Source organism: Bacillus sp. FSL R5-0709 (assembly GCF_038004785.1).
Classification (GTDB): Bacteria; Bacillota; Bacilli; order Bacillales; family Bacillaceae_G; genus Bacillus_A; species Bacillus_A mycoides.
Genome location: NZ_JBBORT010000001.1, coordinates 3,923,441 through 3,938,916, shown reverse-complemented (window position 1 = coordinate 3,938,916; position 15,476 = coordinate 3,923,441). Strand labels below are relative to the sequence as shown.

The following is a 15,476-nucleotide window of genomic DNA, read 5'->3' as shown; positions in this document are numbered from 1 at the left end:
ACTGGTTTGATTTCAAGTTTAGGCGATTAAGAGAGGAGGGAGAATGTGACGATTGGAGAAATTATTGATTCTTTAAATAGACGCGAATCAATCGCTATTATAGCGAAACGGCTTGAAATGAGCCCATATACATTATCAAAGAAATTAAGGGTGATTGGATATGAATATGATGGAGAGCAGAAAAAACGTATCTTTATAGGTGATGGCGAAGAGCCACGTCATTTGCAAATCCAAGAAGCTACTGCCCTTCAATATGCAAAAACAGACTATCAATTACTAATTTATGAACAATTACAAAGCATTTATGAATTGCTAAGAAAAAGAGAAGAAGTAAGTGTTCAAATTATAAGTAAGAGCACAGAGAAAAAGAAACGAACCTTTTCGATTAATATAGAAGTATTAGCAAGACTAGATGTTATATCGGAATCAAAAGGGATTCAAAAGTCTAAAATTGTAGAAGAAGCACTACAGGAATTTTTGCAACGGTATGATGTTAATCATGAAACGTATCCAGAGAAATAAAAGAAAGGATACTATGTTCCATATAAGAGCGTGTATCCTTTCTTTTATTTCATTTTTTGTTTTGTTTCGAAAAGTAATATAGGAACCAAACGACATGATTTTGTTCATCAGCTGCTGCGCGCCGAAATGTTTCTTTCACTTGTTGATTTGTCGTTTCGTCAGCAATTTCTAAGTAAAAATCAACTGTTCGTTGCTCATCTTGCCGAATTTCAAGGATTTGAGTTCGTTCATTTATGTCTGGAGCTAAAGTAGCTAATCTAGCATAAAAATGAATGGCGCTATATTCTCCATTAATTGCTTTCTCAATACTACGAATGTGTTTGTCGATACAATGTATCGTCATTGTTTGATAGAAATACATACAAATTTCCCCATTATAGTTTTCTATATACTACGAAGAAACAAGGGGCTATGTGCGTATCCTTTACTGCACTAGAAGAATGACAATACGTATGACTCTAAAAGAAGAAGCTCCTTGCATATAAAAGGAGCTTCTTCTTTCGAGTGTCACGCACTAGTTTGAATAGTATTTAATTGTTTTTTTGAATACGTCCATCAATAATCGGCTGAATTGGTTCTTTCACTTGTTTTACATAATCGACTAATGCTTCAAAATCGTTTGGACCAGTTTCAGCATTTTTTCCATTTTTAAAGGATACGAATCCATCACCGCCAGAAGCTAGGAAAGCATTTGCAACTACGCTATACGTTTTAGAGGGAACTAATTCTTCACCATTTGTTAAACGGATATTCGTAACCTTTTCGTTATTTGGTTTATTTGCATCCCAAGTGTATTGAATACCTGAAATTTGAAGCATTCTCGTTGCTCCTTTTTGCCATTGTTGATTTAATATATCACGAATATCTTGACCTGTTAGATCTACTTTAATTAATTGGTTTCCGAAAGGCTGAATGCCGTATAATTCGCCCCATGTAATATCTCCAGCGTCTAGATCATTACGAATTCCACCAGGATTCATAAGAGCGATTTGTGTTTGCATTATTTGGCGCTGGGCATCCGCAACTAAATTTCCAAGTGTAGATTCACCAGCATCGTTTTGTTTACGGTCGATAGGTGCTGTAGATTTTCCGACTACTTCATTTACAAGAGGTGCGATTTTTTCTTTATATTGATCTAACTTTTGTTTTACTTGTTTATCAGGCTCTACACCTTCATGGTACGTTGTAATAACTTCAGCTTTTTTCTTCATAATATCTTTTGTTTTTCTATCAATCGTTACATCTACATCAGAGAAAGCCATCCCGTAAGAGTTCGCTTGCACGATAAGTTTATTATTTACAGTACCATTTACGTACGTATGACTATGTCCGCCGAAAATAACATCAACTTCGGGATCTGTTTCATTTGCAATGCGAGTAAGGTCACCGTTTGTTACACCAGTGTCATCAGTTGTACCTCCAACGTGTGCAAGGACTACGATAGATTTAACGCCGAGACGCTTTAATTGTTGTGTGGATTTATTAATAGCCTCTACTTCATCAGTGATTTCTACATTTTTAAGCATAGTAGGCATAACGACATTCGGTGTATCCGTTGTAACAACTCCAATGAACCCTACAGGAACTCCGTCAACCATTTTTACAGTGAATGGTGGTAAAAATAAGCGGCCAGTTGATTTATTATAGAAGTTTGCAGCGACATAAGGGAAGTTTGCTCCTTTGAAATTCCCTGTTTTTTCGTGATATCCACCGTAAATGAGGCGTTTCATTTCATCGATACCTTCATCAAATTCATGGTTTCCGATTGTACCAACATCAAACTTTAAGTCATTTAAAAATTCAATTGTTGGTTCGTCTTGTAATAATGCGGAAACTGGTGGGCTGGCTCCGACGATATCTCCAGCATGTACGAGAAGTGTATTAGGGTTTTGTTTTTTGCGTTCTTTTAAATAAGTAGCTAAATAATCAGCGCCACCAGCTTCTTTATTGTTAACTTTTTTTACAGTATCTAGTTGACCATGTAAATCATTAATACCAAGCATTTGTACGTCTATGTATCGGTTTTGTTCGGCAGGAGTCTGAGATGGAGGAGCGGCGAATACGCTTGAAAAAGTAATAGTACTTAAAACAGCAACAGCAGGAATAATTTTTTTCCACATAATTAATTTCTCCTTTTTTTATAATCTGACATCATACGACATAATTTTAATAGATTACTAGGATTATATCTATATAAAAATTTAGTTTTTTCGAAAAATTAACATATTTACAAAAGATAAATAATAGAGTAGGGAACCTTTTTTATTGTCGATTTCGCCGTGTATCCTCTATAATGGAGAAAAAAGTAAAAGGTGAATAGTATGAAGAAAAAGAAGCAAAGACAAACACAAAGACACTCTCAAATGAATCAACCAGAGAAAGAATCACTTACACTAGGTGATCAATTGAACGATTCGTTAATGCAACAATTAAAGAATAAGAAAAAAGAGTTGCAAGTGAGAGAAGAGAAAAAAGAGGCAGCAGAACAAGAAAGAAAGCGTAAAGAACAAAAAGAACGTGAAAAGAATAAATCATTTGAAGAACTGTTAAGTGAAAGTAGCCTTACTTGGAAAGACTTTAAATAATAAAAAGATGATCAGTGAAATGCCACTGATCATCTTTTTGACGAGTTTGTAAGAAAAGGGGAGTTAGAATGAGGAAAATTGTAGTCGTTCCGTATGAAAATCATTGGAGTGAGAAATTTCAAATGGAGGCCGAAAGATTAAAATCGGCGATGCCAGAAACGGTAAAAATCCATCATATTGGAAGTACGTCAGTGCCAGGACTAGCAGCTAAACCTATTATTGATATGATCATGGAAGTAGAAAATATCGACAGAGTAGATCATTGGAATGAACGTTTTAAAGAGCTTGGTTACATCGTGAAAGGGGAAAATGGTATTTCAGGTCGTCGTTTTTTTATTCATGGAACTGAGGAGAAACGCTCGTATCATTTGCACGTATTTGAAAAAGGGAATATTGAGATTACAAGGCATTTATCGTTTCGTGATTACATGATGGCTCATTGCGAAGAAGCAGAGGCATATGCAAATTTAAAGAAAGAACTAGCGGAAAAATATACATATGATGGCACGATGTATACGGAAGGAAAAAATGAGTTTGTACGTAATGTTGATGAAAAAGCGAAAGAATGGAAAGGAAATAAAGTGAATGACTGAGTTCACGTTATTTTTTTAAATGTGTATAAAAGTATTATGTAAACTGTACGTATGTTTTGACTTTTTGGATGAATCTTGTTGAAATAAAGTGGTGGTTTATAAAAAATGTAACATTGAAAGGGAGAGCGAGTGTGCATATTCCAACAACTACACTTCATAATGGCGTGAAAATGCCGATGATTGGTCTAGGCGTTTATAAAGCGAAAGAAGGCGACGAAGTTAAACAAGCAGTAAAAACAGCGTTAGAAGTTGGATACCGTTCGATTGATACAGCAACTGTATATGAAAATGAAAGCGGTGTCGGAGAAGCGGTTCGTGAATCAAGGATTCCGAGAGAAGACATATTTATTACAACAAAAGTTTGGAACGACGATCAAGGATACGAGGAAACACTTGAGGCGTTTGAAAAAAGCTTAAAGAAATTACAAATGGACTATGTAGATTTATATTTAATACATTGGCCAATAAGAGGGAAGTATGTCGATACGTACCGAGCGCTAGAAAAATTGTATGAAGAAGGTAAAGTGCGCGCGATTGGTGTTTCTAATTTTCATAAACATCATTTAGAACTGTTATTACCAAATTGTAAAGTGAAGCCGATGGTCAACCAAGTGGAACTTCATCCGATGTTAGCGCAATTTGAATTGCGTGATTTCTGTCAAGGTGAGCAAATTCAAATGGAAGCGTGGAGTCCTTTAATGAGAGGCGGCGAAGTATTCCAGCATCCAATTATTCAGGCTATTTCTAAAAAATATGAAAAGTCACCTGCACAAGTTATATTAAGGTGGGATATTCAAAGTGGGATTGTGACTATTCCTAAATCTGTTACGCCATCTCGTATTAAAGAGAACTTTACTATTTTTGATTTCTCATTAACTGAAGAAGAGATGGATCAAATTAATACGTTAAATCGTAATTTACATGTAGGAACGAATCCTGATAAATATGATACGTTATAAAAAAAGACTGCCGCCTAGTGTTGGGGGCAGTCTTTTGCTTTTATCGGTATCAATATTTTAGCGATGCAAAGCATATGAATCATACTTAACAATCTTTTGAAGTTGTACATATTCTTCTTTTGTTAAAGATAACTGTTGGCTAGCTTGTATATTTTCTTGCAATTGTTGAATAGAGCTTGCACCAGGTATAACAGCTGCAACAGTTTCGTTATGTAAGCAATATTGAATAGCCGTTCCTGTTAAAGAGCTTTCTCCGATTATTTCTTTTACACTCGCGAGTGTCGAATATAACTCATCGTAAGAATAAGAGAGGTAATCTTTTTCTTTTACTCTTTCTATCTTTCTTGCATTATTGTTAGTTAAAATCCCTTTTGCAAGTGGTCCGCGAGCAATAACGCTAATTTGCTGTTCATTAAGAAGCGGGAACCATTCTTCAGGGCGACGATTTAAAAGGCTGTATTCCATTAATATGCTAACGATATTTGATCGTTTTGCATACTCACGAATGACATTTGGACGTATAGAAGAGATACCATAATGACGAATAATCCCTTCTTTTTTTAATTCTTCAAAGGCTTCAACTGTTTCATCTATAGGATCTTCAATCGTCCCGCCATGCAGTTGATATAAATCAATATAATCTGTTTGAAGTCTACGTAAACTCTCTTTTACTTCGGCCTTTATATAAGCTTTAGAAGGATCCCAAGACCAACCGTTTTTTTCTTCTGTCCATCGATTTCCAACCTTTGTTGTAAGAACAATTTGGTCACGTTTTCCTTTCAGAGCTTTTCCAACAAATTCTTCATTTAATCCATAATCGTATAAGTCCGCTGTATCAAAAAAATTAATTCCTAAATCGATTGCCTCATCGATAATACGCATAGCTTCAGCCTCAGATGCACCGAGAGACATACAGCCAAATCCAATTTCCGTAACATATAAATCTGAGTTTCCTAATTGACGTTTTTTCATAGGTCAACCTCCTTACCTTTATTGTACGAAAGGGGAAGGAGGTTGACAAACGTTTACTTTTTGCCCCGCATTAACGGGCAGTAAGACTCCCACCTTAAACTTCGGCATATGCGAGGAAGTTAGGTGGGAGATTAACTGCCCGTAAAAGCCCGATTGGTTCAACTAATAATCAGAGGGGATGCCCCCTCTGATTAAAGTTTCACTTTATTTGCTGTAATCCACTCTTGTACAGTTGTATACTCTTTTCCGTATTGTTTTAGCTTATGACGAATTTGCCATGCTTTGCCGACTAAAGTGACGCGATTTGGTAAAATGTAAACTTTCATTTCTATCACGCTCCTTTCAATGTGGTAAAATGTATGAAGAACGATTAGGAAATAGAACAGGGAGATGAAGTAGTATGAGTAATCTTGCAGAAAGAACAGTAAAAACTGAACCGATTTTTGATGGTAGAGTTATAAAAGTTCGTGTTGATGATGTAGTATTACCAAATGGAGAAATGAGTAAACGTGAAATCGTAAATCACCCTGGGGCAGTTGCTATTATTGCTATTACTGATGAGGGGAAAATTGTACTCGTTGAGCAGTATCGTAAAGCTCTCGAAAAGGCAATTGTGGAAATTCCTGCTGGGAAGTTAGAACCTGGGGAAAAGCCAGAGGTAACAGCAGTTCGTGAATTAGAAGAAGAAACAGGATATGTATGTGAAAATATGGAGCTTATTACATCTTTCTATACATCACCTGGTTTTGCAGATGAGATTTTATATGTATATAAAGCGACAGGATTAAAACAAAAAGAAAATAAAGCAGCTTTAGATGAAGATGAATTTGTGGAATTAATGGAAGTGTCATTAGAAGAAGCGATTGATCTTATGAAAGACCTTCGCATACATGATGCTAAGACGATGTTTGCAGTACAATATTTACAATTACAAAAATAAACACTCGCCTAAGGCGAGTGTTTTTAGTTGATTTTTGCATATACACGTGCATCGCGTAAGCTGCCATCGGGTGCTAGGAAATCATTTTCCATTGTACCTTCTAAAATAAATTCTAGACGTTCTGCTAAGTTACATGCATTTATATTTGTTGCATCAGTACGAATTTCAATTCTTCTAGCACCTAGTTTATCAAATGCAAATTGAATCGCACCTTTAATGGCTTCTGTCATATAGCCATGCTTTGTATAAGCGCTATGTAGCCAAAAGTGAAGTGAAAACTTTGGAATATCCCAGTTTTCAGGCTTGAGCGTAATAGCTCCGATGAATGTACCAGATACTTTATCGTATAAGTGGAAATCAAGTGTTTCACGAAGTAAAAACTGTCCGTGAGCTTCGCGAACAATTTCTTCAGCACGTTCTTCTGTTTCAGCTGTAATTGGCATCCATGGTAATAAGTCTTCTAGCGAAGCTTGGATTGCTTCATATACTTCTGTGCCATCACCTGGAAACGGCTTACGTACTTGCAAGCGCTCAGTTTGAAATAATGTTGGAAAATCTAATAATAATGGTTTCAAGAGAAATCCCTCCTATTCTCTACTTTTTAGTTTAGCAAAGTAGAGCGGAATTTCAATGCTAATTCGTCATACTTTTTTTCTTTCTTTCATACATTTTTAGTAAGAGTGTGAACGGAGGGAAGGAAAATGTGGCGAAAAACGTGGCAAGACCGTTTAATGTCTCACATACAGGAAAATTCTTCACTATATATATTTAATGCGGTTTTATTACTGATGGGAGTAATATTTGGAGCGATTCTTGTGAATAGTTTACAAATAAACCAAAAGCAAGATTTATCATTTTATTTACAGCGTTTTTTTGGACAAGTTTCTAAAGGAGAATTTGCTGTCGCAGGCGAAATGTTTCGAGAAAGTTACTTTTCGCAATTAAAATATATCGGTTTTATTTGGATTTTGGGGATTTCAATTATTGGGTTGCCGCTCATTTTTATCTTACTATTTTTAAAAGGGGTAGTTGTTGGATTTACAGTAGGTTTTTTAGTAAGTCAGCACGGATGGAATGGACTATTATTAGCATTTGTATCTGTATTGCCACAAAATTTAATTATAATTCCTGTATTTCTCGTAATGACAACAATTGCTGCAAGCTTTTCCTTACGCATGATTAGGCATCAATTTATTCGGAAAATAACTGAGCCACTATTACCGTTATTAATTCGCTATACATGCTTTTTTCTCGTGATTGGAGCGGTATTAGCTATTGCTTCCAGTGTCGAAGTGTATGCATCACCAGTTTTAATGAAAGAAGTTGTGGAGGCTATTAACAAACAATAAATACTTTTTGAGAATAATTATCAATTTGTTTTTATTGTTTTTCTTTTGACAGGAGCCCTTCTTCTGATATAATGGTGTAAGAGTGGCGAGGAGGGAGTAGTACCGAATGGAAGAAAGAATTGAACGAATTAAGAAGCAATTACATGCAGCGAGCTATAAATTGACACCACAACGTGAAGCAACAGTTCGTGTGCTGCTAGAAAATGAAGAAGATCATTTAAGCGCAGAAGATGTATACCTCCTTGTAAAAGAAAAGTCGCCAGAGATCGGATTAGCAACCGTTTATCGAACTTTAGAGTTATTGTCTGAGTTGAAAGTTGTCGATAAAATTAACTTTGGAGACGGTGTTTCGCGTTATGACTTACGCCAAGAAGGTGCACAGCGTTTCCATCATCATTTAATCTGTACACAATGCGGTGCTGTACAAGAAATACAAGAAGATTTACTTGGTGAAGTGGAGAATAAAGTGGAACGAGACTGGAGCTTTAAGGTGAAAGATCATCGTTTAACATTCCATGGGATTTGTAAAAATTGTCAAGAAAATGAAACGGATGAAAAATAACCTTTTCCTATTTAACTAGGAAGAGGTTTTTTATTTGAATAAGGTATAAATTGGTGAAAGCTTGGCATATGTTGTAATAACTTATATTTTGGAGGAATTTACAATGCGCCGAGCTTTAAAATTAACTTTTGATGGGATGAAAGTATTTTTATTATTTACAAGTTGTACGATTTTGTTTTATTTCGCTATACTATGGATAAATGAAGAATATGAAAGTTACCATCGTTATGAAAAGCCAAAAGAAGAGACTGTAGAAAAAGTATCAGGGAATGAGGAGCCGGAAAAGGATACTTTCGTAAATAGAATGATGTTTTTCTATGAAAATGGGGAGTAGTGTAGATTGGAAGATCAATTAAAAGATTTTATTCATTATATGATTGTTGAAAAAGGTTTAGCAAAAAATACAGTTGTATCTTATGAACGCGATTTAAAAAGCTATGTGAAGTATTTGCAAAATGTAGAACAAACGAAGACGTTTCATGAAGTGACACGCTTGCATATTGTTAACTTTTTGCAGCATTTAAAAGAAAACGGGAAATCTTCAAAAACATTGGCGCGTCATATTGCATCGATTCGTTCGTTTCATCAATTTTTACTTCGTGAACGAGCAGTGGAGCATGACCCATCGGTACATATTGAAACGCCACAAGGGGAACGGAAATTACCAAAAGTATTATCAATCGACGAAGTGGAAGCATTGCTTCAAACACCGAAAACGGCAAGTGCTTTTGGGATTCGTGATAAGGCAATGTTAGAGTTGTTGTATGCAACAGGACTTCGTGTTTCAGAATTAATTGCATTAAATTTAGAAGATGTGCACTTAACGATGGGATTTGTTCGCTGTATCGGGAAAGGGAACAAAGAAAGAATTATTCCACTAGGAAGCTTAGCGACAGAAGCGATTCAAAAGTATATTGAAAAAGGAAGAAGAGAATTGATGGGTAAAAAAGCAGTAGATGCGCTCTTTTTAAACCATCATGGTAATCGATTATCGAGACAGGGATTTTGGAAAATTTTAAAACGGCTAGCGAAAGAAGCGAATATTGCAAAAGAGCTTACACCGCATACGTTGCGTCACTCTTTTGCTACGCATCTATTAGAAAATGGGGCAGATTTGCGTGCTGTACAGGAAATGCTTGGACATGCAGATATTTCGACGACACAAATTTATACGCACGTTTCAAAAACTAGATTAAAAGATGTATATAAACAGTTTCACCCGAGAGCATAGTCACTATGCTCTTTTTTCATAGATTAAGAAGAGTGAACCATTTCACAGAAACTTCACAAACATTTCGTACATTGTTTTCAGCAGAAGACTAGAATATTACAATGTATTTCCTCTATACTAAGGAAAGTATGAAGGAGGAAATGAAGATGAAAAAACTTATTATTACATTATTTATCGCGATGCTAGCATTGGCTGGCTGTAATACAAACAAAGAAGAACCGAAAAAAGGACAGAAACTTGAAGGTATAGACGTAGCGGTTCAAACGAATCCGAAAGAAATTAAACCTGGTGAAAAAACAGAAGTACAAGCACTTGTTACACAAGGAAAAGAAAGAGTAACGGATGCTGATGACGTAAAGTTTGAGATTTGGAAAGATGGCGACGAGAAACACGAGATGTTAGATGGTAAGCATAAAGGAAAAGGTGTTTATGCAGTAGAGAAAACATTTGAAACTGATGGAGTATATCATATTATTCCTCATACAAATGCACGTGATATACACGTTATGCCAGAACACAAAGTTGCTGTAGGGAATGCGAAAGTAGAAGATGCGAAAAAAGAAAGTGGTGATCATAATGCAGGACACGGTGATCATAAAAGTGACACAATGATTCATCTTATGGCCGGTGACATAAAAGCAAATGCTGAATCAACAATGAAAGTCCATTTAAAACAAAAAGAAGAAGCGTTAACTGGTGCTGAAGTACAACTTGAGATTTGGAAAGACGGCGTTGAAAAACACGAATTTATTCCGGCGAAAGAAGGGAATAAAGGGGAGTATGAAAGTAAACATACTTTCAAAGAGAATGGTGCTTATAAAGTGAAAGTTCATGTAAGAAAAGGTGAACTACATGAACATAAAGAAGAAACAGTAGAAGTAAAATAAAAAGTAGCTCTTTAGAGCTGCTTTTTATTTTTATATTAGGAAATATGTTATAAAATGATTAGCACTTCTTTGCAGAATGGATTACAATAGAAGGGTAAAGAAAATGAGAAATTCTACGAAAATGTATTAAAAAGAAAGCGTAAACATGGTATGATATCAATATCAGATGTCTGACATCTGACTTAGAAAAAACTAGAAATTTTTTTGATTCGTTTGAAAGTAAAACGAAAAAGTTAGAGACTGGTTTAAAGCAGTACTGTTTGATAATGAGGACGAAAGATAATTCCCATTGATAACAGTTTCACTTTATAGCGTTTTGAACATACTACAAGAAGTAGAACTGAACATATAGGAGGTTGCAGTTATGAATAAATATAAACGTATTTTCCTAGTCGTAATGGACTCTGTGGGAATCGGTGAAGCACCAGATGCTGAGCAGTTTGGTGATTTAGGTTCTGATACAATTGGTCATATCGCTGAACATATGAATGGATTACACATGCCAAACATGGTGAAATTAGGCCTTGGTAATATTCGTGAAATGAAAGGAATCTCTAAAGTAGAGAAACCGCTTGGATATTATACAAAAATGCAAGAGAAATCTACAGGTAAAGATACAATGACAGGTCACTGGGAAATCATGGGCCTTTACATTGATACACCATTCCAAGTGTTTCCTGAAGGATTCCCGAAAGAATTACTTGATGAATTAGAAGAAAAGACAGGTCGTAAAATTATCGGTAATAAACCAGCCTCTGGAACAGAGGTACTTGTTGAGCTTGGTCAAGAACAAATGGAAACAGGTTCTTTAATTGTTTACACTTCTGCTGATAGTGTATTACAGATCGCAGCTCATGAAGAAGTAGTACCACTTGAAGAGCTATATAAAATTTGTAAAATCGCACGTGAATTAACATTAGATGAGAAGTACATGGTAGGGCGTGTTATTGCTCGTCCGTTTGTTGGAGAGCCAGGAAACTTCACACGTACACCAAATCGTCATGACTATGCGTTAAAACCATTTGGTCGCACAGTAATGAATGAACTTAAAGATAGCGATTATGATGTAATTGCTATTGGTAAAATTGCTGACATTTATGATGGAGAAGGTGTAACTGAATCACTTCGTACGAAATCAAATATGGATGGAATGGACAAGCTTGTAGATACATTAAATATGGACTTTACAGGTATTAGCTTCTTAAACTTAGTTGACTTTGATGCCTTATTTGGTCATCGTCGTGACCCACAAGGGTACGGAGAAGCATTGCAAGAATATGACGCACGTCTTCCAGAAGTATTCGAAAAACTAAAAGAAGATGATCTATTATTAATTACAGCAGACCATGGTAATGATCCAGTACATCCTGGTACTGATCATACACGTGAATATGTACCGTTATTAGCATATAGCCCAAGCATGAAAGAAGGCGGACAAGAGTTATCACTTCGTCAAACATTTGCTGATATTGGTGCAACTGTAGCAGAAAACTTTAATGTTAAAATGCCAGAACATGGAACAAGCTTCTTAAACGAGCTAAAGAAATAGGGGGATAAACAGATGAATCGTGAACTAATTACAAAATCAGCTTCATACTTAAAAGAGAAATTTCAAGAGACACCACAAGTAGGACTAATCCTTGGATCTGGACTAGGTGTATTAGCAGATGAAATCGAGAACGCAGTAACAGTACCATACAGTGAAATCCCTGAATTCCCAGTTTCAACTGTAGAAGGACATGCAGGTCAACTTGTATTCGGTACACTTCAAGGTGTAACAGTAGTAGCAATGCAAGGACGTTTCCATTTCTACGAAGGATACGATATGCAAAAAGTAACATTCCCAGTTCGTGTTATGAAAGAACTAGGTGTAGAAACAGTTGTTGTAACGAACGCAGCTGGTGGTGTAAATACATCATTTGAACCAGGCGATCTTATGTTAATTTCAGACCATATTAACTTCATGGGTACGAACCCATTAATCGGACCAAATGATTCTGAAATGGGTGTACGTTTCCCTGATATGTCTACATCATATACGCCAGAACTTCGCGAAATGGCGAAACAAGTTGCAGCAGATTTAAATATTAAAGTACAAGAAGGTGTATATGTTGGAATGACAGGTCCTGTATATGAAACACCTGCTGAAATTCGTATGCTTCGTACACTTGGCGGAGATGCAGTTGGTATGTCAACAGTACCAGAAGTAATTGTAGCTCGTCATGCAGGTATGAAAGTACTAGGTATTTCTTGTATTTCAAATATGGCAGCTGGTATTTTAGATCAACCACTTCACCACGATGAAGTAATTGAAACGACAGAACGTGTTAAAGCTAATTTCTTAGCATTAGTAAAAGCAATTGTAAAACAAATGAAGGGGTGACTTCACAATGAGAATGGTGGACCTAATTGCAAAAAAACGTGATGGACATGCATTAACGACAGAAGAAATTAACTTTATCGTTGAAGGATATACAAATGGTAGTATTCCAGATTATCAAATGAGTTCACTTGCAATGGCAATTTTCTTCCAAGATATGAATGATCAAGAACGTGCAGATTTAACGATGGCAATGGTAAATAGCGGTGATACAATTGACTTATCAGCCATTGAAGGGGTAAAAGTAGATAAGCATTCAACGGGTGGAGTTGGTGATACAACGACACTTGTATTAGGTCCATTAGTAGCTGCTTTAGGTGTACCAGTTGCGAAAATGTCTGGACGAGGTCTAGGACATACGGGTGGTACAATTGATAAATTAGAAGCAGTACCAGGATTCCATGTGGAAATTGAAAATGATGAATTCATGCGTCTTGTAAATGAAAATAAAATCGCTGTTATTGGTCAAAGTGGAAACTTAACACCTGCTGATAAAAAGTTATATGCGCTTCGTGATGTAACTGCAACAGTAAATTCAATTCCTCTTATCGCTAGCTCAATTATGAGTAAGAAAATTGCTGCTGGTGCAGATGCAATTGTTCTTGATGTAAAAACTGGAGCAGGCGCGTTTATGAAAACGGATGAAGATGCAAAGCGTTTAGCAGAAGCAATGGTACGCATCGGTAATAACGTTGGTCGTAATACGATGGCGGTTATTTCTGATATGAGTCAGCCGCTTGGTGAAGCAATTGGTAATGCATTAGAAGTACAAGAAGCAATTGATACATTACAAGGTAAGGGACCGAAAGATTTAGAAGAGTTATGTTTAACACTTGGAAGTCAGATGGTGTACCTTGCTGGACAAGCTTCATCTTTAGAAGATGCACGTGAAAAGTTAATTGAAGTAATGAACAATGGTAAAGCGCTAGAATCATTTAAAACGTTCTTATCCGCGCAAGGCGGCGATGCATCTGTTGTTGATGATCCTTCTAAATTGCCACAAGCACAATTTAAAATTGAAGTGGAAGCGAAAGAAGACGGTTACGTATCGGAAATCGTTGCAGATGAAATCGGAACAGCAGCAATGCTTTTAGGAGCAGGGCGTGCAACGAAAGAGTCTGAAATTGATTTAGCAGTTGGTCTAATGCTTCGCAAAAAAGTAGGCGATAGCGTGAAAAAAGGTGACTCTCTTGTTACAATTTACGCAAACCGCGAAAATGTTGAAGACGTAAAAGCGAAAATTTATGAGAACATGAAAATCGCTAAAGATCACGTAGATGCACCAACTTTAGTACACGGAATTGTAACGAAGTAATAAAGTGAAACTTTAATCAGTGGGGGCTTTATCCCCACTGATTATTAGCCTTCACCAATCGGGCATTTACGGGCAGCCCGACCCAGACCTAACTTCTTTGCTTTCGCTGAATTTTGAGGTAGGTGTCTTACTGCCCGCAAATAGCGGGATAAAAAAAAGCTGAGGAGATTTCTCCTTGGCTTTTTTTACTATTTTTTGTTTATAATAGTAATGGGTGAAATTATGATTAGAATTTGTGCAATAACGAAAAAAAATGAAGTTTTATATGATGTTTCGCTAGAAGAAACGAAAAAAGAGAACATCATATGGTATTGGCTTGATTTATATAAGCCAACGAAAGAGGAGTATACATATATTTTACAAGATCACTTCAAGTTCCATCCCCTTGCAATTGAAGATTGTGTAGAGTATGTACAGAGACCAAAGGTAGATTTTTATGATGGATATAACTTTTTAGTTCTTCATGCATTCGGAGAAGACGGATTAGAACCGCATGAAATCGATTTATTTATTAGTGATCGATATATAGTCTCTTTCCATTTCTCTCATAACAATGCGATTGAAAGAGTATGGAAAACGCTCGGTGAAAAGAAACGTATTAAGAAGAGCCCTTTGCATGTAGCACATACAATTATTGACCAAATTGTAGATGATTATTTCGCACCTGTTTATTACATTGAAGACCATTTAAATGCAATTGATGATAATTTAACGGGTGAGACAGCAGGAAGTGTGCTAGAAGAAGTATTTGATATTCGTGCAGATTTATCTAAGCTAAGGCGTACGATTATTCCGATGCGTGATTTATTGTATCGTATATTAAATTCAACACGTTTTTACGGTATAAGCGATCATGAAATTTATTTTAAAGATATACATGATCATTTGCTTAAACTGACAGAGATGATTGAAGCGAGCCGTGAATTAACAGCAGATATTCGAGATAGTTACTTTTCGTTGAATTCCCACCATATGAACAATATTATGAAAACATTAACTGTTTTCTCAACTATTTTCATGCCGTTAACATTTATTGCAGGGGTATACGGCATGAACTTCGCACATATGCCAGAGCTTGGCGGGAAGTATAGTTATTTTATTTGCTTAATTTTAATGGCATTAATTGGCGGCGGAATGATGGCTTGGTTTTATAAAAAAGGTTGGTTTAAGTAAAAAAACAC

Annotated in this window: 19 protein-coding genes; 14 read left to right on the top strand and 5 right to left on the bottom strand. The window is 36.1% G+C overall.

Going from position 1 to position 15,476, the window contains the following annotated elements; genetic code table 11:
• Window positions 1-45: 45 nt before the first annotated feature.
• Complete coding sequence (locus MKX37_RS20045; protein WP_002014948.1) at window positions 46-522, top strand: ribbon-helix-helix domain-containing protein; 477 nt, start codon at window positions 46-48, stop codon at window positions 520-522.
• A 49-nt stretch (window positions 523-571) separates the two neighbouring features.
• Here MKX37_RS20045 and MKX37_RS20040 read toward each other — a convergent pair whose 3' ends face one another.
• Window positions 572-883: a ferritin-like domain-containing protein gene (locus MKX37_RS20040; RefSeq protein ID WP_078421734.1), complete on the bottom strand. Its 312-nt coding sequence runs from the start codon at window positions 881-883 to the stop codon at window positions 572-574.
• A 169-nt stretch (window positions 884-1,052) separates the two neighbouring features.
• Complete coding sequence (locus tag MKX37_RS20035) at window positions 1,053-2,642, bottom strand: bifunctional metallophosphatase/5'-nucleotidase (protein WP_078421733.1); 1,590 nt, start codon at window positions 2,640-2,642, stop codon at window positions 1,053-1,055.
• A gap of 201 nt (window positions 2,643-2,843) precedes the next feature.
• Here MKX37_RS20035 and MKX37_RS20030 point away from each other — a divergent pair, with 201 nt between their 5' ends.
• The 3 genes from MKX37_RS20030 (at window position 2,844) to MKX37_RS20020 (ending at window position 4,659) form a co-directional block, all read left to right on the top strand.
• Entirely contained in the window at window positions 2,844-3,107 is a 264-nt protein-coding gene (locus tag MKX37_RS20030) for a YqkE family protein (RefSeq protein ID WP_002014945.1), read from the top strand.
• A 68-nt stretch (window positions 3,108-3,175) separates the two neighbouring features.
• Window positions 3,176-3,700 carry a GrpB family protein gene (locus MKX37_RS20025; protein WP_078421732.1) on the top strand — a complete coding sequence of 175 codons (525 nt, stop codon included), beginning with the start codon at window positions 3,176-3,178 and terminating at the stop codon, window positions 3,698-3,700.
• Between the two features lie 131 nt (window positions 3,701-3,831).
• On the top strand, window positions 3,832-4,659 hold the full coding sequence (locus MKX37_RS20020) for an aldo/keto reductase (protein WP_078421731.1): 828 nt from the start codon (window positions 3,832-3,834) through the stop codon (window positions 4,657-4,659).
• A 57-nt stretch (window positions 4,660-4,716) separates the two neighbouring features.
• Here MKX37_RS20020 and MKX37_RS20015 read toward each other — a convergent pair whose 3' ends face one another.
• Both MKX37_RS20015 and mciZ read right to left on the bottom strand, forming a co-directional pair.
• Window positions 4,717-5,631, bottom strand: a complete 915-nt coding sequence (locus MKX37_RS20015) for an aldo/keto reductase (protein ID WP_002088476.1) — start codon at window positions 5,629-5,631, stop codon at window positions 4,717-4,719.
• A 191-nt stretch (window positions 5,632-5,822) separates the two neighbouring features.
• A complete protein-coding gene (mciZ, locus tag MKX37_RS20010; protein WP_000870297.1) occupies window positions 5,823-5,957 on the bottom strand; it encodes a Z-ring formation inhibitor MciZ in 135 nt (44 codons plus the stop codon).
• Between the two features lie 74 nt (window positions 5,958-6,031).
• Between mciZ and MKX37_RS20005 the strand changes: the two genes are divergently transcribed.
• Window positions 6,032-6,571 (top strand): NUDIX domain-containing protein, encoded by a 540-nt coding sequence (locus MKX37_RS20005; RefSeq protein WP_002014941.1) that lies wholly within the window; start codon window positions 6,032-6,034, stop codon window positions 6,569-6,571.
• A gap of 23 nt (window positions 6,572-6,594) precedes the next feature.
• Here the strand turns inward: MKX37_RS20005 and MKX37_RS20000 are convergent, their stop codons facing one another.
• Entirely contained in the window at window positions 6,595-7,146 is a 552-nt protein-coding gene (locus tag MKX37_RS20000) for a GNAT family N-acetyltransferase (protein WP_002033881.1), read from the bottom strand.
• A 126-nt stretch (window positions 7,147-7,272) separates the two neighbouring features.
• Between MKX37_RS20000 and spoIIM the strand changes: the two genes are divergently transcribed.
• The 9 genes from spoIIM to corA all read left to right on the top strand — a co-directional run bounded on the left by spoIIM (window position 7,273) and on the right by corA (window position 15,468).
• Complete coding sequence (gene spoIIM / locus MKX37_RS19995) at window positions 7,273-7,920, top strand: stage II sporulation protein M (RefSeq protein ID WP_002167716.1); 648 nt, start codon at window positions 7,273-7,275, stop codon at window positions 7,918-7,920.
• Window positions 7,921-8,026: 106 nt separating this feature from the next.
• Window positions 8,027-8,482: a ferric iron uptake transcriptional regulator gene (gene fur / locus MKX37_RS19990; protein ID WP_000392654.1), complete on the top strand. Its 456-nt coding sequence runs from the start codon at window positions 8,027-8,029 to the stop codon at window positions 8,480-8,482.
• 103 nt (window positions 8,483-8,585) lie between these two features.
• The gene (locus MKX37_RS19985; protein ID WP_002167717.1) at window positions 8,586-8,816 is read left to right on the top strand and encodes a YqzK family protein; all 231 of its coding nucleotides are present in this window, start codon (window positions 8,586-8,588) and stop codon (window positions 8,814-8,816) included.
• Window positions 8,817-8,822: 6 nt separating this feature from the next.
• Entirely contained in the window at window positions 8,823-9,713 is an 891-nt protein-coding gene (gene xerD / locus MKX37_RS19980) for a site-specific tyrosine recombinase XerD (protein WP_002067028.1), read from the top strand.
• Between the two features lie 146 nt (window positions 9,714-9,859).
• Window positions 9,860-10,600 carry a FixH family protein gene (locus tag MKX37_RS19975; protein WP_002167718.1) on the top strand — a complete coding sequence of 247 codons (741 nt, stop codon included), beginning with the start codon at window positions 9,860-9,862 and terminating at the stop codon, window positions 10,598-10,600.
• 364 nt (window positions 10,601-10,964) lie between these two features.
• Window positions 10,965-12,149, top strand: coding sequence for a phosphopentomutase (deoB, locus tag MKX37_RS19970; RefSeq protein ID WP_002014935.1), 1,185 nt, complete (start codon window positions 10,965-10,967; stop codon window positions 12,147-12,149).
• Window positions 12,150-12,161: 12 nt separating this feature from the next.
• Window positions 12,162-12,983, top strand: coding sequence for a purine-nucleoside phosphorylase (locus MKX37_RS19965; RefSeq protein WP_001078443.1), 822 nt, complete (start codon window positions 12,162-12,164; stop codon window positions 12,981-12,983).
• 7 nt (window positions 12,984-12,990) lie between these two features.
• Window positions 12,991-14,295, top strand: coding sequence for a pyrimidine-nucleoside phosphorylase (locus tag MKX37_RS19960; RefSeq protein ID WP_002067030.1), 1,305 nt, complete (start codon window positions 12,991-12,993; stop codon window positions 14,293-14,295).
• Between the two features lie 210 nt (window positions 14,296-14,505).
• Window positions 14,506-15,468 carry a magnesium/cobalt transporter CorA gene (gene corA, locus MKX37_RS19955; RefSeq protein WP_002067031.1) on the top strand — a complete coding sequence of 321 codons (963 nt, stop codon included), beginning with the start codon at window positions 14,506-14,508 and terminating at the stop codon, window positions 15,466-15,468.
• The last annotated feature ends 8 nt before the right edge of the window (window positions 15,469-15,476 follow it).